An 18172-nucleotide genomic window follows, 5' to 3' on the forward strand; every position below is an offset into this window, starting at 1 on the left:
TATCGGGGCGACCCTCCGCCTTGCGATCGCACGCACCAGACGCCGCCAGGCCTGCCCTTCGGGCAGACGACGCTACTTTCGAAACACGCCCTAGAAGACCACCAGTGCCCTTCCGCCCTTGCCCGCCAGCATGTTCTCGAAGGCCGCCGGGATGCCTTCCAGGGCGATCCGTTCCGTCACCAGGGCGGAGAGGTCCAGGCGGCCTGCGCGGATGTGGTCGGCGAGCACCGGCAGGTCCTGGGCCGGGTTCGAGTTGCCGTAGACACAGCCGGAGAGGGTCCTGCCCCAGTGGAAGAGTTCCAGGGCGTTGAAGGTGACCTGCTGGTCCTTGCCGCCGATGCCGACGACCGTGGTGCGGCCGCCGCGCCGGGTGGACTCCCAGGCGGTGCGGATGGTGACCGCGCGGCCCACGCACTCCACGGCCACGTCGACGCCCTGTCTCCCGGTGAGGGCGCGGATCTCACGGGCGGTGTCCTCGGAGGCCACGACGTAGTGCGTGGCGCCCGCCGAGCGGGCGAGCTCCTCCTTCTCCGGGGAGACGTCCACGGCGACGATGGTCGAGGCGCCGGCGATCCTGGCCGCCTGAAGGGTGGCGAGGCCGACTCCGCCCACGCCGAAGACGGCGACCGTCTCGCCGGGGCGGACGCGCGCGGAGTGGTGGACGGCGCCGTAGCCGGTGAGGACCGCGCAGCCCAGGAGGGCCGCGTCGGCGAGGGGAACGCCGTCGGGCAGCGGCAGGAGACAGGACGCGGGTACGACCGTCTCCTCGGCGAACGCGGCCACGTTGAGACCGGGGTGCAGGTCGGTGCCGTCGGCGGTGCGGGCGTACACGTCGGCGGAGCCGGTCAGCGCGTTGGCGCACAGCCAGACCTCGCCCAACGTGCAGGCGTGGCAGCTGCCGCAGGAGGGAGCCCAGTTGAGGACGACACCGTCCCCCGGCGCCACCCCTGTGACTCCTTCTCCGACCGACACGACCGTGCCCGCGCCCTCGTGGCCGAGGACGGCCGGGACCGGGACCCGCATGGTTCCGTTCGAGAGGGACAGGTCGGAGTGACAGACGCCGGCGGCGGCGAGACGGACGCGGACCCGGCCGGGACCGGGGTCCGGGAGGTCGATGTCGGTGATCTCCAGCGGAGCCCCGACGGCGGGAAGTACGGCGGCGCGAACCACGTCGGCAACCTCCTCAGAACTGCAGGGACTTGGTCTGGAGGTACTCGGCGAGGCCGTGCGCGCCGAGTTCGCGGCCGACGCCGGACTGCTTGTAACCGCCGAACGGGGCAAGGGGGTTGAAGCGGCCGCCGTTGATGTCGACCTGGCCGGTGTCCATCCGGCGGGCGAAGGCCACCGCCTCCGTCTCGTCGCCGGCCCAGACCGCGCCGGCCAGGCCGTAGACCGTGCCGTTGGCGATGCGCAGGGCGTCCTCCTCGTCCTCGTAGCGCAGGATCGACAGGACCGGGCCGAAGATCTCCTCCTGGGCGATCGTCATGTCCGGGGTGACGTCGGCGAAGACCGTCGGGGCGACGAAGTAGCCGCGCTCACGTGGGGATTCGGGGCCGCCCGCGACGAGGCGGGCGCCTTCGGCCACGCCCTTCTCGATGTAACCCCGCACCCGGGCCTGCTGCTTGGCGCTCACGACCGGGCCGATGCGGTCGCCGTACCTGGCGGCGGCGCCGGCGGCGAGCGCGACGGCCTCGTCGTACTGGTCGCGGTGGACCAGCATCCGGGTCCAGGCGCTGCACGTCTGGCCGGAGTTGGACATCACGTTGGCGACACCGACGTTGACCGCCTTGGCGAGATCGGCGCTCGGCAGGATGACGTTGGCGGACTTGCCGCCGAGCTCGAGGGCCACCTTCTTGATCGCGGCGCCGGCTGTGGCGGCGATCAGCCGGCCCACGGCCGTGGAGCCGGTGAAGGAGACGAGGTCGACGCCGGGGTGTTCGGCGAGGGCCTGCCCCGCGACCGGGCCGAGTCCGGTGACCAGGTTGAAGACACCGGCCGGGACGCCCGCCTCGTGGACCGCCTCGGCGAAGAGCTGGGCGGTGAGCGGAGTGTCCTCGGCGGGCTTCAGGACCACCGTGCAGCCGGCGGCCAGGGCCGGGGCGACCTTGGCGACGATCTGGTGCAGCGGGTAGTTCCAGGGCGTGATGGCCCCGACCACGCCGATCGGCTCCTGGTGGACGGTCGAGTTGCCGACCCTCTCCTCGAAGGAGTGGGTCGCGGCGAGTTCGGCGTAGGAGCCGGCGACCGCGATCGGCAGGCCGGCCTGGACCGCCTGGGAGAAGGCCGGCGGGGAGCCGAGCTCGGCGGTGACCGTCTCGGCGATCTCGTCCTTGCGGGCCGCCAGGACGTCCCGCAGGGCGGTGAGGCGGGCGGCGCGCTCGGCGGGCGGGGTGGCCGCCCAGCCGGGGAGCGCGGCGCGGGCGGCGCGGACGGCGGCGTCGACGTCCTCGGCACCGCCCGCCGCGACCCGGGCGATCACCTGCTCGTCGGCCGGGTCGACGACCTCGATCACGTCCTGGCCCAGGGCCGGGCGCCAGTCGCCGTCGAGGTAGATGCCGTCGTGTGCCTTCATCGCGTTCCTTCCGGGGCGGTTCTCGTCGTCCGCGCCCCAAACTAGAGCCGATGGTTTTTGGGCACCAGGGGACTCCTCACGCGACAGGGGTGCGGCACCTCACTCTTCCAGATCGGGCAGGCGCGCAGGCGCCGGGCAGATGCGTTCGCCGTGCTGGTCGAAGACGAAGAGGTGGACGGTGTCGACGAGAAGGGGGACCTGCATGCCGTACCGGAGGTCGAAGTCGGGGGTGGTGCGCACCACGAGATCGCCGGGGACACGGGCCTCGGGGCCGGTGGACCGGACACCGGACCCGACCTGCTCGTCCAGGACGACGACGGGACCCGCCCGCAGGCTTCCGCCGCGGCCCCGGAACCGGTCCAGGACCCGGCCCTCGCGGCGGCGCCGGGACCGCGGCACCAGCGGGCGCGGGGCTTCCAGTTCGGGGACGAGGGCAGGGCTCGAGCCGGTGTTGAAATGGACCAGCACCTCGTGGCCCTGGAACTCCACGTGCTCCACGAGCCCGGTGATGTGCGTCTCCTCGGGGCGGGCCTCGGCGGGGGTGGCGATGCGCACGGCCTCCGAGCGCAGGCCGACGATCACCTCGCGGCCCTGCTGCACCCGCAGCAGCCGGTGGTCCTGGGAGAGCGGCTCGGGCAGCCGCAGTGCCTGCTTGCCGAGACTGATCGTCATCGCACCGTCGAGCGGGGCGCGGACCAGGCCGCGCAGGAGGTTGATGCGCGGGGTGCCGATGAAGGCGGCCACGAAGACGTTGCGGGGCAGGGCGTAGACCGCGCGCGGGCTGTCGAGCTGCTGGAGGATCCCGCCGCGCAGGACGGCGACCCGGTCGCCGAGCGACATCGCCTCGGCCTGGTCGTGGGTGACGTAGACCGTGGTGACGCCCAGCTCCCGGGTCAGCTTGGATATCTCGGCCCGGAGGTGGTTGCGGAGCTTGGCGTCGAGGTTGGACAGCGGCTCGTCCATCAGGAAGGCCGAGGGGTGGCGGGCGATGGCCCGGCCCATGGCGACGCGCTGGCGTTCGCCGCCGGAGAGCTGGGCGGGGAAGCGGTCGAGGAGGTCCTCGATGCCGAGCATCCGGGCGGTGGCGTCCACCCGTGGGCGGGGGTCGGCCCCCGGGGTCTCGATCCGCAGCGGGAAGCCGATGTTGTCGCGGCTGGTCATGTTCGGGTAGAGCGCGAAGTTCTGGAAGACCATCGCGATGTCCCGCTCGGAGGGCGGCAGGTCGTTGGCGTAGGAGCCGTCGAGGTACAGCTCCCCCTCGGTGATGTGTTCCAGGCCGGCGATCATTCTGAGCACCGTGGACTTGCCGCAGCCGGAGGGGCCGAGCAGGACCAGGAACTCGCCGGGACGGATGTCCAGCGACAGCCGTTCGACGGCGCGGACACCCTTTGGGTGGACCTTGCCGACGTCGAGCAGGGTGATGGCGCGTGTCATGGGCGTGTCCCGGGGGCTCACTGGTCTGGTGAGTCACGGAAGTTAACGGAATGTGCGCACCCGGGGGAAGAGACACGCCCGGATCGGGCGTCGGGGTCCGACAGACGAGAAACCGGACGGTCTGGTTCAGGCAGCGCCGAATCCGGCCCGGCGGGGGCCGGGCGGGCGGCCCGTGCGGCGGGACGGACCGGGCGGCCGGGGGGCGGGACCAGGCGTGCGACCCGAGAAAGACACCGCCAGTTACGGCCCGGCACGGCACCGGACCTGCGGCCCGGGCAACAGGCCAACCACACGACCCGAGCAACAGGCAACCACGCGGCCGGAGCACGAGCCGAGCCACGCGGCCCGGCGACGGACCCACCCGTACAACCCGAGCAACGAACCAAACGGGGCAACCCGAACAAGGAACCGACCATGCGACCCGGGCCGGGGACCAGCCACGCAGCCCGAGCAAGAGACCAGCCACGCAGCTCGACGAGAATCCAGTCGCGCGGCCCGACGAGAACCCAGTCCGGCCGTGCGGTCCGGGCGCGAGGCCGGCCGTGCGGCTCGCGCGGGCGGGGTCAGTTGTCGTTCCTGCGGCCCACGGCCGCCCCGGGGCTGTGGGACTCGGCGACGGTTTCCGGCTGCTTGGCCGGTTTCGCCGGGGAGCGCAGGGCCACGCCCGCGGACAGCAGGAGCAGCGCGCCCAGCATCACGAAGGGCGCGGCCACGCCCGCCACCCCGGCGACCAGTCCGGCCGCGGCGGGGGCGGCGACCTGGCCGAGACGGTTGCCGGTGAGCCGGAGCGCGAGTGCCGTGGAGCGGGCGCCGTCGGGTGCGGCCTGTACGACGGTCGTCATGGACAGCGGCTGCCCGACCCCGAGGCAGAAGCCGAGGACGGCGAGCATCCCGCCCAGTGCCCACACCGGCACCGGCAGCGCGATCCCGGCGCACAGCAGCGCGGCCAGCAGACAGGTCACGGCGAGCAGCAGCGTCCGGCCGAGCAGTCGCAGCAGCGGGGTGAGGACGAGCCGGCAGGCGATGGTGGCGGCCGCGCGGACGCTGAGCAGCACGCCGACGACGGAGGGCGCGATGCCGCGGTGTTCGCCGACCACCGGGAGGTAGGCGGTGAGGATGTCGGTCGCGGACAGCACGGCGAGGCTGACGAAGATGCCGGCGGGGACGCCCCGGGTGCGCAGGATGCGGCCGACGGGGACGCGGTCGCCTTGTGCGGTACGGGCCTTGGGCGCCGTGTCGCGGTGTTCTATGCGCCACAGGGAGGTGAACGCGACCGCGCAGCCCGCGCCGGCGACGAGCAGGGCGAGCGCGCTGCTGCGGGCCATGTCGTCGCCGCCGATCAGGGCGCCCGCCGCTACCGGGCCGACCAGTTGGCCCAGGGAGGCGCCGATGGTGAAGTGGCCGAAGTTGCGGTCCTGTTCGTGCGGCGCGGACTGGCGGGCGACCAGTGACTGGGAGCCGATGACGAAGCAGAGGTGGCCGAGGCCCATCACCCCGCTCCACAGGGCCATCGTCCACAGGGAGCCGGCGAGGCCGCTGAGCGCGCAGCCGCCGGCTATCAGGACCACGCCGGCCGGCAGCAGCGGGGCGCAGCGGCCGTGGTCGGTGCGGCGGCCGAGCGGTACGGCGGCGAAGAGCGGGAGCAGCGCGTACACGCCCGCGATGACGCCGATCGCCCGCTCGTCGGCGCCCAGCGCGAGGGCCCGGTAGGAGACGGCGGGCCGGGCCATCGACACCGCCCCCTGCGCGAAGCCGAAGGCGATGACGAGGCGGAGCAGCCAGCCGCGGTTCCTACCGGGCCCCATGACGTGAGTCCTCCCGTGCGTCAGATGATGCCGAACAGAATGCCCGCTCCGAGGATGACCAGGCAGGTGAGGGCGGCCCACTTGACCACGAAGCGGGTGTGGTCGCCGAACTCGACCTTGGCCATGCCGACGAGGACGTAGACGGCCGGGACGAGGGGGCTCGACATGTGCAGGGGCTGGCCGACGAGCGAGGCGCGGGCCATCTCCAGCGGGGTGACGCCGTGGGCGGCGCCGGCCTCGGCGAGGACCGGGAGGACGCCGAAGTAGAAGCCGTCGTTGGACATGAAGTAGGTGAGCGGGAGGCTCAGGACGCCGGTGACGAGCGCCATGTGCGGGCCCATGCCCGCGGGGATGACGTCCACCATCCACTTGGCCATGTGGTCGACCATGCCGGTGCCCTGCAGGACGCCGGTGAAGACGGCGGCGGCGAAGACCATGCCGGCGACGTTGAGGACGTTGTCGGCGTGGGCGGCGAGGCGGGCCTTCTGGTCCGGGATGTGCGGGAAGTTCACGGTGAGCGCGAGCGCGGCGCCGAGCAGGAACAGCACCGGGATCGGCAGCCACTCCATGATCATGGCGGTGAGCAGGGCGACCGTGAGCAGCGCGTTGAACCAGTACAGCTTGGGGCGCAGGGTGGCGCGGTTCGGGTCGAGGCCGCGGAAGCCGTCGTCCTGGGGCTCCTCCTCGGGGAGGGCCGAGCCGGAGCCGCCGGTGGCCTTCGAGGTGCCCGTGCCGGATCCCGATCCGGCGCCCGCGCCGACCAGAACGGTCTCGGGCTCCTTCTCCTCCACCAGCACCTCGTCCAGCGTGAGCACGCCGAGCCGCGCCCGCTCACGGCGGCCGAGGACGTAGGAGAGCGCGATGACGAAGGCCAGGCCCACGGCCAGGGCCGGGATCATCGGCACGAAGATGTCGCTGGCGTCGAGCTTGAGCGCGGTGGCGGCGCGGGCGGTGGGGCCGCCCCAGGGCAGCGTGTTCATCACGCCGTTGGCCATCGCGGCCACACCGGTCATCACGACCAGGCTCATCTTCAGGCGCTTGTACAGCGGGTACATCGCCGAGACGGTGATCATGAAGGTGGTGGAGCCGTCGCCGTCGAGCGAGACGATCGCGGCGAGCAGCGCCGTGCCGACGACGATGCGCAGCGGGTCGGCCTTGCAGAACTTCAGGATCGCCCGGACGATCGGGTCGAAGAGGCCGACGTCGATCATCACACCGAAGTAGACGATCGCGAACATGAGCATCGCCGCCGTGGGGGCGAGGCTACCGACGCCTTCGATGACGTAGTCACCGAGCTTGGCGCCCTTTCCGACGAAGACGCAGAACAACGCCGGGATCAAAACGAGTGCCGCGATCGGCGACATCTTCTTCAGCATGATCAGGACCAGGAAGGTCGCGATCATGGCGAAGCCGAGGATGGTCAACATGAGTGGATACCTAACGTTCGCCCTTGAACATCCCACCTGGGGGTCGGCGGTGCGTTGACGTTAGGTCCGTTCAATCGGCGTTAACAAGTAGTTGACGTGCGAGCAATAAGCGCAATATTCCAGGTCACAGCTGTGCCGCGAGTGCCGTGATCTCGACGGGCACGCCGTTGAGGACCGCGTTGCCCGACAGCGGGTCCAGCAGTTTGCCGTCGAGGAGCTGGTTGACGTTGACGCCGGGGTCCGTGGCGGCGTGGCTGAGGCGGGTGCCCGGCCGGTCGTGGCCCCAGCCGTGCGGAAGGCTCACCACACCCCGGCGGACGCCGTCGGTGACCTCTGCCGGGGCCGTCACCTCTCCCCCGGCTCCCTTGACGCGTACGGCGGCCCCGTCGCGCACGCCGAGGCGTTCGGCGTCCTCGGGGTGGATGTGCAGGGTGCAGCGGTTGGTGCCGCCGGTGAGGGCGGGGACGTTGTGCATCCAGCTGTTGTTGGACCGCAGGTGGCGCCGCCCGACGAGGACGAGCCCCGTCGGCCGCTCGCGCAGGGCCTTCTCGAGCCGGGGCAGATCGTCGACGATCGGCTGCGGCAGCAGTTCGATCCGGCCGCTCCTGGTCTTCAGCGGCTGCGGCAGGCGGGGGCGCAGGGGGCCGAGGTCGATGCCGTGCGGGTGGGCGAGCAGTTTCTCCAGGCTCAGCCCGTCCGGCCGGGCGCCGAAGCCGTCGCCGTAGGGGCCCAGGCGCAGCATCAGGTCGAGCCGCCGCTCGGGGCCGTTCTCGCCGGTGAGCAGGGCGGCCAGGTCCTGCGGGTCACGGTCGTGGACGGGCGAGTGCGGCTCCTTGACGGCCTTGCCGAGGGTCTGGCCGATGACGAGGTCGTCGACGGCGGACGGGTCGGCGCCGTGCATGCCGGTGGCCGCCAGGATCAGCCGCGCGAGGATCTCGGTCTCGGCCATCCTGCCGGGCCCCAGCGGGACGGCGGGACGCGAGTAGCGGGCCTGCCCCCGCACGGCGAGGGTGTTGAAGGCGAAGTCGTGGTGTGCGCTCTGGGAGGGCGGGGGCGGCGGCAGGACGACGTGGGCGTGGCGCGAGGTCTCGTTCAGGTAGGGGTCGACGCTGACCATGAAGTCGAGGGAGCCGAGCGCCTTGTCGAGCCGGTCGCCGTCCGGCGCGGAGAGGACGGGGTTGGCGGCCACCGCGATGAGCGCGCGGACCGGCTCGCCCTCCTCGGTGGCGGTGTCGATCTCCTCGGCGAGCGCGGAGAGCGGCAGCTCGCCCTTGGCCTCCGGGTGGCCGCTCACGCGGGAGTGCCAGCGGGCGAGCCGGAAGCCGTGCCCGGGGCCGGCCGGGCGGGGCGTCCGGTCGGTGGGGGACTGCGGGAAGAGGGCGCCGCCGGGGCGGTCCAGGTTGCCGGTGAGGATGTTGAGGATGTCGACGAGCCAGCTGCCCAGGGTGCCGAACGGGACCGTGCAGCTGCCGATGCGGCCGTAGACGGCGGCGGTGGGGGCCGCGGCGAGTTCGCGGGCGAGGGTGCGGATGGTCCCGGCGTCGACGTCACAGGCGGGGGCCGCGGCTTCGGGGGTGAAGTCCCTGACCGCGTCCCGGAGTTCGTCGAGTCCCTCGACATGGGGGGTCAACTCCCCCAGATCCACGAGCTCTTCCTCGAAGAGCGTGTACGCCATCGCGGCGAGGAGCAGGGCGTCGGCGCCGGGCCGGATCTCGATGTGCCGGTCGGCGAGTTTCGCGGTGCGGGTGCGGCGCGGGTCGATGACGGTGAGGGTGCCGCCGCGCGCCCTGAGGGCCTTGAGCTTGCCGGGGAAGTCGGGGGCGGTGCACAGACTCCCGTTGGATTCCAGGGGGTTGGCGCCGATCACCAGAAGGTGGTCGGTGTGGTCCAGATCGGGCACCGGGATGGCGTTCGCGTCGCCGAAGAGCAGTCCGCTGGAGACGTGCTTGGGCATCTGGTCGACCGTGGAGGCGGTGAACAGACTGCGGGTGCCGAGCCCGGCGAGCAGCACGGACGGGTAGAGGGCGCCGGCCATGGTGTGCACGTTGGGGTTGCCGAGGACGACTCCGACCGCGTGCGGGCCGTGCCGCTCGACGACGGGGCGGATCCCGGCGGCCACCGCGTCGAAGGCCTCCGCCCAGGTGGCCTCGCGCAACTCGCCGTCCTTGCGGACGAGGGGGGTGCGCAGCCGGTCGGGGTCGCCGTCGACGGCCCCGAAGGAGGCACCCTTGGGGCAGATGAACCCCTTGCTGAACACGTCCTCACGGTCACCTCGGGCGCCGGTGACCCTGGTCCCCTCGATGGTGAGCGTCAGCCCGCAGGTGGCCTCGCACAGGGGGCAGATTCGCAGGGCGGTGCGGGACACGGGTCCTCCTGGGGGCGGCGTTGCCTCGTCCCGGCCGAGCATACCGACCGGTATGCCCTACGGCGAGGGGTCGGCGGTGACCGTCGGCCGCGTCCCTCCGCGGCCCCCGTCGGGCGCGACCGTCAGTCGAGCACTCTCGCCAGATAGGCCCGCAGCAGCTCCCGGGTCTCCCCGATCACCTTCGCGTCCCCCTCCGGATCCACCCGGAAGGCCAGCTGGACCAGGGTGTCGGCGGTCTCCACGGCGATCAGGAAGGTGCGGCGCAGATCCTCGTCGGGGGCGCGGTCGAGATAGTCGGAGAGGAGGTCGGTCAGACGGTCGGCGACGCGGTGGTTGGGTTCGGCGTGGCGGGCGCCGACCGGGATCTGGTTGCCGAAGTCGACGAGGGAGAAGCCGGGCGCGGTGCGCTTCATGGCGAGGTACTCGTCCAGTACGGCGTCCATGGCGGCCCGCCAGTCGCCGTGCCGGGCCCCCTTCAGCCGCTCGGCGACCCGCTCGGAGTAGCGCTCCAGATTGCGCTGCGCGAGGGCGTCGGCCATCTGCCGCTTGTTGCCGAAGAAGCGGTAGACGGAGCCGATGGGCACACCGGCGCGCTGGGCGACGGCCCGGGTGCTCAGGGCGTCGTAGCCGACCTCGTCCAGCAGGTCGGCGCAGGCGTCGAGGATTCTGGTCAGCCGTTCGGCACTGCGCCGCTGGACGGGCGCACGACGGAGCGATGTCGCTTGGGGCACGGACCTCATGATGCCTTTCCGCCGCGGCCTGGTGAACCTCGCCCCCGAGTACCGGGAAACGTACCTGACGCATCCGACCGGGCTTCCGAGGTGGTCACGGGGAGGGGGAGGGCTCGGAGACCGTGATCGCGGCCGTGCTCTGGACCGGCTTTCCCTCCACCGCCCACACCGTGCCGTCGTCCGCGTAGAGCCGGGCGGTGACCTGGTGCGTTCCGTGCGGGAGGTAGCCGGCCGGGATGCGGTAGGCCCGGGTGCGCAGATCGGCGACGGGCTGGCCGTCCACGTAGAGGCGGGCGGTGCCGTGGCCCGTGACCGCCTTCGCCGGGTCGCCGGACTGCGAGAGGCGGAAGTTGGCCAGTTTCAGCCGGACGTCCCAGCTGCCGTCGGCGTCGGGCTGCACCTCCACGCCGACCACGGGCGCCCCTTTCTTGTCCACCTCGCGGTAGTGACGCCCGTCGTCGTCCGTGTTGTCCAGGACCTTGCCCACGGGTGAGGGGGACACGACGGTCCCCCGCTCCTGCGCACCGCCGGAGCCGCAGCCTGCGGCTCCGGTCAGCAGCAGGACACAGACCGCGAGCGCGGCGACGATTGCGCGCTTCCACGACATGCCCGGGAGGTTAGAGCACCTGTCCGACACCGTGGATCCCCCTGGAGGCTGGTTCTGGACGGATCCGGTCGTCCTCCGAGAGGAGGACCGGCGCACGAGGGGAACCGGCGGACCTCTTGCGCCCGTGAAAACGCAATCCTACGGTGATGCATAGGAATCGGGGGCGAGGACCCGGCAGGCAGGGGAGCGACATGAGCAGCGGGGACGCACGCAAGACGGCCGAGGGGCTGTCGTACCTCTCGGGCTTCGGCAACGAGCACGCCTCCGAGGCGGTGCCCGGCGCCCTCCCCGAGGGCCGCAACGCGCCGCAGCGCGCCCCCCTCGGCCTCTACGCCGAGCAGCTCAGCGGTACGGCCTTCACCGAGCCGCGCGCCCACAACCGCCGCTCGTGGCTGTACCGGATCCGCCCCTCGGCGGCCCACCCGGCGTTCACCCGCGCCGGCAACGGCTCCCTGCGCACCGGCCCCTTCACCGAGACCGTCCCCGACCCCAACCGGCTGCGCTGGGACCCGCTGCCGGAGCCCGCGGAGGGCACGGACTTCCTGGCCGGGCTGTGGACCCTCGGCGGCAACGGCGACGCCGCCCGGCGCACCGGTGTGGCCGTGCACCTGTACCACGCCAACGCCTCCATGGACCGGGTCGTGTTCAGCGACGCCGACGGCGAGCTGCTGATCGTCCCCGAGCGGGGCGGGCTGCTGCTGCGCACGGAGTTCGGGCTGCTGCACGCGGAGCCCGGCGAGGTGGCGCTGGTCCCGCGCGGGGTCCGTTTCCGGGTGGAACTGCTGGACGCCGCCGCCCGCGGCTACGTCTGCGAGAACTACGGCGCGCCGTTCCGGCTGCCCGACCTCGGCCCGATCGGCGCCAACGGGCTCGCCAACCCGCGCGACTTCCGGGCGCCGGTCGCGGCCTACGAGGACGTCGAGGGCCCGGTGGAGGTGGTGAACAAGTTCTGCGGCAACCTCTGGCGGGCGGCCTACGACCATTCCCCGCTCGACGTGGTCGCCTGGCACGGCAACCACGTCCCGTACGTGTACGACCTGCGCCGTTTCAACGTCATCGGGACCATCTCGTACGACCATCCCGACCCGTCGATCTTCACCGTGCTGACCTCGCCGTCCGACACCCCCGGTCTGGCCGGGGTGGACTTCGTGGTGTTCGCGCCGCGCTGGCTGGTCGGTGAGGACACCTTCCGGCCGCCGTACTTCCACCGGAACGTGATGAGCGAGTACATGGGCCTGATCGAGGGCGCCTACGACGCGAAGACGGCCGGGAAGGGGGGCTTCGTGCCGGGTGGCGGCTCGCTGCACAACATGATGTCGGCGCACGGTCCGGACCGGGAGACGTTCGACCGGGCGAGCGCCGCCGAGCTGCGGCCGCAGCGGATCGACGACGGGCTGGCGTTCATGTTCGAGACGCGGTGGCCGCTCACGCTCACCCCGCAGGCGGCCGGCGCGGAGCACCTGCAGCAGCGCTACGACGACGTGTGGCGGGGTCTGGAGCGTCATTTCCGCCCCTTGCCCTGAGAGGCCGCCCGCCCCGAGGCTCCCTTGCGCCGAGAAGCCCCCGCCCCGAGGCTCCCTTGCACTGAAGATTGCCTACCGGTACGGATGGCCCCGTGACCTCCTTCGCCCCGGACTCGATCGTCCTCAACCGCAAGCTGCCGCTCTGGTACCAGGTGTCGCAGTCGCTGCGCGCCTCGATACTCGGCCGCTCGCCCCGGGACCCGCTGCGCCTGCCCACCGAGGAACAGCTGGCCGGGCACTACGGGGTGAGCGTGCTGACCATGCGGCAGGCACTGAAGGAGCTGGAGGGCGAGGGGCTGATCACCCGGCACCGGCGGCGTGGCACGTTCATCGAGCCCGGTGCCCGAAGAGGCGCCCCCGTGCGGCTGCTGGGATCGGTCGACGCGATCGTGGCCCAGCAGTCGGGCATGGTGACGAAGCTGCTGGCCCACGGCATGGCGGCGGTGCCCGCCGAACTCGCCGAACACTTCCCGGACCTGGCCGAGGTCGCGACGTACCACCGGCTGCGCGGCGACGAGAAGACGGGCGAGCCCACCAACCACGCCCGCAACTACGTCCGTCCCGAGATCGCCGCGCGCATCGACCCGGAGGATCTGGTCCGCTGGCCGATGACCAAGGTGCTGCGGGACGTCGTGGGCGCGGACATCGGCCGGATCACCGACACCGTCGAGGCCCGGCTCGCGGACCCGGAGACCGCCCGGCTGCTCGACGTGCCGCTGCTGAGCCCGATCCTGCACTACACGGGTGTCATCCACGACCCGGCGGGGCAGGTGCTCGACGCGGCCGTCATCCTCTACCGGGGGGACCGCTTCTCGTTCACGGTCACCCTCGACGCGACCTGAGCACCGTCTACGATGCCCAGCGTGACGCACGACGACGCTCCGCCGCTGGCGGACCTCATGCCGTGGTCCGTCGCACCGCCGCGGCTCGGCCGGGGGTGGCCGGCGGCACCCGACCCGGCCTCCCTGAAAGCCCGCTGGGACGCCCTGGTGAAGGCCGAGGGGCCGGACCGCGAGACCCTCTTCGAGCCGACGCGGGCCCGCACCCTGCACTCGGCGGTCGGGCAGTTGCCCGGGCAGTCCGGCGGCACCGGGAAACTGGTCCGCGCCTCGGGGCCCTGCCCGGAGCCCGTGCGGGTGCTGGCCGCGCCGTTCGACGAGCAGTGGCTCATCCCCGACCACCGGCTGATCGACGCGGCCCGCCCGGAACTGTGGCGGGTGGCGGACGGGCGGCAGGTGTTCGTGGTGGAGACACCGGACGCGCCCCCGCTGGCGACCTCGTCGATCCCGCTCGTGCGGCCCGGCCGGGTCCGCCCGCTGTACCGGCGGCCGGGCGGCGCGGAACCGAACCTGGCGCCCGGGCTGCTGGAGCACCTGGGCCACTCCCCCGATCCGGTGGACTTCCTGGCCTGGGCCCTGACCGCGATCCGCCCGGACGGCACCGTCCCCCTCACCCGGGACCGCGAGCTGTGGGCCCGGGGTGCCGAGCTGGGCCACCGCGCCCTGCGGCTCCTGCGTCGCGGCGGCGAGCGCCCCAAGCTCCCGGGCGGCCGGCGGCCCTACGTGCGCGCCCCGCTCCCGGCGCGTCCGCTCACCGTCCACTACGACCGCGACGAGGAGGCCCTCCACGTCGACGGGGGCCGCATCTCCCCGGTGCCGCCGCAGGCCTGGGACTTCGAGAGCGCCCCGGGCGTCCGGGTCCTCGAGCACTGGTTCGCGGCGCGCACGGCGGAGAGCGCCGAACCGGGCACCCTGGCGGCGATCCGCCCGCCGGCCTGGCAGCAGGCGTGGACCTCCGAACTCCTCGAGCTGATCACCGTGTTGGCGCTGCTGGACGAAGTGCGTGCAGAGCAGGCGGAGTTGGAGGTCACGGATCCGGTCACCGGCTCGGAGCTCCGGGCGGCGGGCATCCTGCCGGTCCCGGACTCGGCCCGCCACCCGGCAACCGTCCTGGACCACCACGAGGAGGGCCCGGAGGGCCAGTTCGCACTTCTCTAGGACCTGGGAACGAACCCGTCCAGCACCCTTTCGAGCGCCGTCTCGAACACGGCCTCCAGATCGATCGGCCCCGGATCCTCGCTGAAGGCCGCGGCCATCCGCGGATACGCCCCGCTCGCCACCTGGCTGCCCAGATAGGCGATCCGCACCGCGTTCTCCTGCTCCGCCGACCAGGGCAGGGAGCGGGTCCGCTCGGCGGTGGCCAGCTCATTGGCGACGTACGTCGTCACGACCCCGTTGAGCATGGCGATCAGCTGGATCTTCATGCCGTACTTCATGTCCAGCGGGTCCAGGCAGGTGAGGCAGTGCTCCAGGTACCGCAGCGCGTTGGGGCTGAAGCCGTACACCGGTGACATCAGCCGGGGCAGCCAGGGGTGACGCTTCATCAGCGCCCGCGTCTCGCGGCCCACCCGCAGCATGGCCGCGCGCCAGTCCCCGTCCGGCTCCCACAGTTCGTGCTCGCCGCTGACCGCGTCCACCATCAGCTCGTACAGGTCCTCCTTACGGGGGACGTAGTTGTACAGCGACATGGTCCCGCAGCCCAGCGCGGCGGCCACATGCCGCATGGACACCGCGTCGAGGCCGCCCTCGTCGGCGATCCGCACGGCGGCCGCCGCGACGTCGGCGCGCGTGAACGCGGGCTTCGGCCCCCGGCCCGTCCGCTCGGGACGGGCCCAGATCACTTCGGGTACGGCCGCTCGGCCCGCCATCGGTCATCACCTCGCACACCATCCTAGTTACGTACACCGTACGTAGTGCGCTATGGTCGACCCATGACAACTACGTACGCTGTACTTAGTGAAGGCCTGGAGAAGCGGTTCGGCGAGGTGCGCGCCCTGCGGGGCCTGGACCTGGCGGTGCCGCAGGGGACGGTCTGCGGGATCCTCGGGCCGAACGGCGCTGGCAAGACCACGGCGGTCCGGCTGCTGACCACACTGCTGCGCCCGGACGCCGGCTCGGCCAGGGTCGCGGGCCACGACCTGGTCCGGGAGGCGGCCGCCGTACGGCGCGCGATCGGCGTCACCGGGCAGTACGCGTCGGTGGACGGCGACCTCACCGGCCGCCAGAACCTCCGCCTCTTCGCCCGGCTGCACCGGGTGCGCGGCCCGGCCCGGCGCGCCGACGACCTGCTCGCCCGCTTCGGGCTGACCGAGTCCGCCGACCGGCCCGTGTCCAGCTACTCGGGCGGGACGCGCCGCCGGCTCGACCTCGCGGCGAGCCTGGTCCGCCGCCCGGACGTCCTCTTCCTCGACGAGCCGACGACCGGGCTCGACCCGGCCTCCCGCACCGGCATCTGGGACGCCGTGCGGGAGCTGAAGCAGGACGGCACGACGGTCCTGCTGACCACCCAGTACCTGGAGGAGGCGGACCGACTCGCCGACGACATCGCCCTGGTGGACCGCGGACGCGTCGCCCACACCGGTTCGCCCCGCGACCTCAAGGCCCTCATCGGCTCCTACGCCGAGGTCGTCGTGGCCGACCCGGACGCGCTGCCGAAGGCGGCGGGCGTGCTCGACCGGCTCACCGGCGCCGAGCCGGCGTTCGACCACGACCGGGCCGCCGTCGGCGCGGTCACCCGCGACACCACCCTCACCCTTCCCCGGCTGGTGCGCGAACTCGACGCGGCGGGCGTGCCGTTGCTGGACGCGAGCCTCAAACCACCCACCCTCGACGACGTGTTCCTGCGTCTCACGGCCGAACAGGAGATCGCGGCATGAGCAGCACCCTCGCCTTCGACGGCACTGCGATGCTGGGCAGGCAGCTGCTGCGGGTCCGCAACAACCCGGCGCTCCCGATCCTCACCCAGACCATGCCGATCACGATGCTGCTGTTCTTCGGCTACGTCTTCGGCAGCGCGCTGGCGATGCCGGGTGCCGAGTACCGCTCCTTCCTGGTGCCGGGCCTGCTGGTGGCGACCGCGGCCAACGGGATCATGACGGGCATGTTCCAGGCGGCGCAGGACGTCCACCGGGGTGTGACGGACCGGCTGCGCACCCTGCCGGTGAGCCGGGCGGCGGTGCCCCTCGGGCAGGCCGTCGCCGATCTCTTCGTCACGGCGGCGGGGACGGTCCCCTTCCTGCTGGTGGGCCTCGCGGTCGGCTGGCGGGTGGAGGGGTCGACGCCGGCCGCGGTCGGCGCGGTGGCCCTGCTGCTGCTGTTCCGGTTCGCGTGCACCTGGACCGGGATTCTCCTCGGGCTGCTGTCCCGCAGCGAGGAGGCGGCCGGCCAGCTGGGCAGCGCGACCTTCATGCTGCCGCTGCTGTCCAACGCCTACATCCCGACCGACAACCTGCCGGACTGGCTGCGCACGGTCGCCGAGTGGAACCCGCTCAGCGCGGTGACGACGGCTCTGCGGGACCTGTTCGGCAACGCTCCGGTCCCCGAGGGGGCGGCCTGGCCGGTGGCGCATCCGGTGGCCGGCTCGCTGGCCTGGTGCGCGGTGCTGCTCGCCGTCTTCCTGCCGCTCGCCGTGCGGAGGTACGCCCACACCGACCGGTGACATGATCCGTCCCATGGATGGACTCCCCCTGCCTCTGGCGGGCCTCACCGTCGTCGCCGTCGAACAGGCCGTCGCGGCCCCCTTCGCCACCCGGCAGCTCGCCGATCTCGGCGCCCGGGTCGTCAAGGTGGAGCGGATCGACGGCGGCGACTTCGCGCGCGGCTACGACACCGCCGCCCGCGGGCTCGCCTCACACTTCGTGTGGTGCAACCGGGGCAAGGAGTCCATCGCCCTGGACCTGAAGGACCCGCGCGGCCTGGACGTCGTACGGCGGCTGATCGCGGACGCGGACGTGTTCGTGCAGAACCTGGCGCACGGCGCCGCGGCCCGGCTCGGCCTGGACGCGGCCACGCTGTGCGCGGCGCATCCGCGGCTGGTCGCCGTGGACATCTCCGGATACGGCGCCGAGGGGCCGTACGCGGACAAACGGGCGTACGACATGCTCGTGCAGTGCGAGGCGGGGCTGGTGTCGGTGACCGGGACGCCGGAGCAGCCGGTGAAGGCGGGGATCCCTGCGGCGGACATCGCGGCGGCCATGTACGCCTTCTCGGGAGTGCTGGCGGCACTGGTGCGGCGGGGCACGACCGGGCGGGGCGGGCCGGTGGAGGTGTCGATGCTGGATGCGCTGGCCGAGTGGATGGGGCATCCGCTGCACCACACGATCCACGGGGGCACTCCCCCGGCGCGCACCGGTCTGGCGCACGCCGTGATCGCACCCTACGACGCCTACGCCACGGCCGACGGCGGGCGGGTGCTGCTGTCGGTGCAGAACGACAGGGAGTGGCGCCGGCTCGCCGAACAGGTGGTCGGGCGGCCGGATTTGGGGATGGATCCGGCATACGCGACGAACGCGGCGCGGGTGACGAACCGGAAGAGCACGGACGCGCTGGTGGCGGCGGCGCTGGGCGAGCTGGCCACCGATGAGGCGCTGGCCCGCCTCGAGGGCGCGGGCATCGCCTGCGCGCGCCTGAGGGATCTGCGTGAGCTGGCCGAGCATCCGCAGCTGGCGGCCCGTGAGCGGTGGCGGGAGGTGGGGACGCCGGCCGGGCCGCTGCGGGCGCTGCTGCCTCCGATCACACTGCCGGGCGGGTCGGAGGCGCGGATGGGGGACGTGCCCGCGCTCGGGGAACACACCGAAGCACTGCTGCGTGCCGTGGGGATGACGGACGACGAGATCGCAGCGCTGCGCCAGGACGGTGTGGCCGCCTAGG

At 72.7% G+C, this 18172-nt stretch carries 15 protein-coding genes; 6 read left to right on the top strand and 9 right to left on the bottom strand.

The window, feature by feature from the left end:
* Positions 1-90: 90 nt before the first annotated feature.
* The 8 genes from ABT057_RS45495 to ABT057_RS45530 all read right to left on the bottom strand — a co-directional run bounded on the left by ABT057_RS45495 (position 91) and on the right by ABT057_RS45530 (position 10941).
* Positions 91-1170, bottom strand: a complete 1080-nt coding sequence (locus ABT057_RS45495; protein ID WP_352350599.1) for a Zn-dependent alcohol dehydrogenase — start codon at positions 1168-1170, stop codon at positions 91-93.
* Between the two features lie 13 nt (positions 1171-1183).
* Entirely contained in the window at positions 1184-2572 is a 1389-nt protein-coding gene (locus ABT057_RS45500; RefSeq protein WP_352350601.1) for an aldehyde dehydrogenase family protein, read from the bottom strand.
* 99 nt (positions 2573-2671) lie between these two features.
* Positions 2672-4006, bottom strand: a complete 1335-nt coding sequence (locus tag ABT057_RS45505; RefSeq protein WP_352350603.1) for an ABC transporter ATP-binding protein — start codon at positions 4004-4006, stop codon at positions 2672-2674.
* A gap of 563 nt (positions 4007-4569) precedes the next feature.
* On the bottom strand, positions 4570-5811 hold the full coding sequence (locus ABT057_RS45510; protein WP_352350605.1) for an MFS transporter: 1242 nt from the start codon (positions 5809-5811) through the stop codon (positions 4570-4572).
* A 20-nt stretch (positions 5812-5831) separates the two neighbouring features.
* Complete coding sequence (locus tag ABT057_RS45515) at positions 5832-7238, bottom strand: CitMHS family transporter (protein ID WP_352350607.1); 1407 nt, start codon at positions 7236-7238, stop codon at positions 5832-5834.
* Between the two features lie 124 nt (positions 7239-7362).
* Positions 7363-9603, bottom strand: a complete 2241-nt coding sequence (locus ABT057_RS45520; RefSeq protein WP_352350609.1) for a molybdopterin oxidoreductase family protein — start codon at positions 9601-9603, stop codon at positions 7363-7365.
* A 122-nt stretch (positions 9604-9725) separates the two neighbouring features.
* Entirely contained in the window at positions 9726-10343 is a 618-nt protein-coding gene (locus ABT057_RS45525; RefSeq protein WP_352350611.1) for a TetR/AcrR family transcriptional regulator, read from the bottom strand.
* Positions 10344-10428: 85 nt separating this feature from the next.
* On the bottom strand, positions 10429-10941 hold the full coding sequence (locus tag ABT057_RS45530) for a hypothetical protein (protein WP_352350613.1): 513 nt from the start codon (positions 10939-10941) through the stop codon (positions 10429-10431).
* A gap of 191 nt (positions 10942-11132) precedes the next feature.
* On the opposite strand from ABT057_RS45530, the gene hmgA reads away from it, so the two are divergent.
* From hmgA to ABT057_RS45545, 3 genes are all read left to right on the top strand, one after another.
* Positions 11133-12464, top strand: a complete 1332-nt coding sequence (gene hmgA / locus ABT057_RS45535; RefSeq protein WP_352350615.1) for a homogentisate 1,2-dioxygenase — start codon at positions 11133-11135, stop codon at positions 12462-12464.
* A 92-nt stretch (positions 12465-12556) separates the two neighbouring features.
* Positions 12557-13306 carry a GntR family transcriptional regulator gene (locus tag ABT057_RS45540; protein ID WP_352350617.1) on the top strand — a complete coding sequence of 250 codons (750 nt, stop codon included), beginning with the start codon at positions 12557-12559 and terminating at the stop codon, positions 13304-13306.
* Positions 13307-13318: 12 nt separating this feature from the next.
* Positions 13319-14461, top strand: a complete 1143-nt coding sequence (locus tag ABT057_RS45545) for a type ISP restriction/modification enzyme (RefSeq protein ID WP_352350619.1) — start codon at positions 13319-13321, stop codon at positions 14459-14461.
* Here ABT057_RS45545 and ABT057_RS45550 read toward each other — a convergent pair.
* Positions 14458-15171 carry a TetR/AcrR family transcriptional regulator gene (locus ABT057_RS45550; protein ID WP_352350621.1) on the bottom strand — a complete coding sequence of 238 codons (714 nt, stop codon included), beginning with the start codon at positions 15169-15171 and terminating at the stop codon, positions 14458-14460. The two genes, ABT057_RS45545 and ABT057_RS45550, sit on opposite strands and share 4 nt — an antisense overlap.
* 63 nt (positions 15172-15234) lie before the next feature.
* Here ABT057_RS45550 and ABT057_RS45555 point away from each other — a divergent pair, with 63 nt between their 5' ends.
* Genes ABT057_RS45555 through ABT057_RS45565 form a run of 3 tightly spaced genes read left to right on the top strand, consistent with a single transcriptional unit; the run spans position 15235 to position 18171 of the window.
* Positions 15235-16179: an ATP-binding cassette domain-containing protein gene (locus ABT057_RS45555; protein ID WP_352350623.1), complete on the top strand. Its 945-nt coding sequence runs from the start codon at positions 15235-15237 to the stop codon at positions 16177-16179.
* The gene (locus tag ABT057_RS45560) at positions 16176-16961 is read left to right on the top strand and encodes an ABC transporter permease (RefSeq protein WP_352350625.1); all 786 of its coding nucleotides are present in this window, start codon (positions 16176-16178) and stop codon (positions 16959-16961) included. Before ABT057_RS45555 ends, ABT057_RS45560 begins: the two co-directional genes overlap by 4 nt.
* Positions 16962-16974: 13 nt before the next feature.
* Positions 16975-18171 (top strand): CaiB/BaiF CoA transferase family protein, encoded by a 1197-nt coding sequence (locus ABT057_RS45565; RefSeq protein WP_352350627.1) that lies wholly within the window; start codon positions 16975-16977, stop codon positions 18169-18171.
* Position 18172: the final 1 nt, after the last annotated feature.

Origin of the sequence: Streptomyces sp. NPDC002588 (genome assembly GCF_040295925.1) — a bacterium.
GTDB lineage: Bacteria > Actinomycetota > Actinomycetes > Streptomycetales > Streptomycetaceae > Streptomyces.

What these genes read in the sequence shown, in the direction of transcription:
- ABT057_RS45500 (WP_352350601.1), bottom strand. Translation starts at nt 2,572, where the DNA reads ATGAAGGCACACGACGGCATCTACCTCGACGGCGACTGGCGCCCGGCC.
- ABT057_RS45505 (WP_352350603.1), bottom strand. Translation starts at nt 4,006, where the DNA reads ATGACACGCGCCATCACCCTGCTCGACGTCGGCAAGGTCCACCCAAAG.
- ABT057_RS45510 (WP_352350605.1), bottom strand. Translation starts at nt 5,811, where the DNA reads ATGGGGCCCGGTAGGAACCGCGGCTGGCTGCTCCGCCTCGTCATCGCC.
- ABT057_RS45515 (WP_352350607.1), bottom strand. Translation starts at nt 7,238, where the DNA reads ATGTTGACCATCCTCGGCTTCGCCATGATCGCGACCTTCCTGGTCCTG.
- ABT057_RS45525 (WP_352350611.1), bottom strand. Translation starts at nt 10,343, where the DNA reads ATGAGGTCCGTGCCCCAAGCGACATCGCTCCGTCGTGCGCCCGTCCAG.
- ABT057_RS45530 (WP_352350613.1), bottom strand. Translation starts at nt 10,941, where the DNA reads ATGTCGTGGAAGCGCGCAATCGTCGCCGCGCTCGCGGTCTGTGTCCTG.
- hmgA (WP_352350615.1), top strand. Translation starts at nt 11,133, where the DNA reads ATGAGCAGCGGGGACGCACGCAAGACGGCCGAGGGGCTGTCGTACCTC.
- ABT057_RS45545 (WP_352350619.1), top strand. Translation starts at nt 13,319, where the DNA reads ATGCCCAGCGTGACGCACGACGACGCTCCGCCGCTGGCGGACCTCATG.
- ABT057_RS45550 (WP_352350621.1), bottom strand. Translation starts at nt 15,171, where the DNA reads ATGGCGGGCCGAGCGGCCGTACCCGAAGTGATCTGGGCCCGTCCCGAG.
- ABT057_RS45555 (WP_352350623.1), top strand. Translation starts at nt 15,235, where the DNA reads ATGACAACTACGTACGCTGTACTTAGTGAAGGCCTGGAGAAGCGGTTC.
- ABT057_RS45560 (WP_352350625.1), top strand. Translation starts at nt 16,176, where the DNA reads ATGAGCAGCACCCTCGCCTTCGACGGCACTGCGATGCTGGGCAGGCAG.
- ABT057_RS45565 (WP_352350627.1), top strand. Translation starts at nt 16,975, where the DNA reads ATGGATGGACTCCCCCTGCCTCTGGCGGGCCTCACCGTCGTCGCCGTC.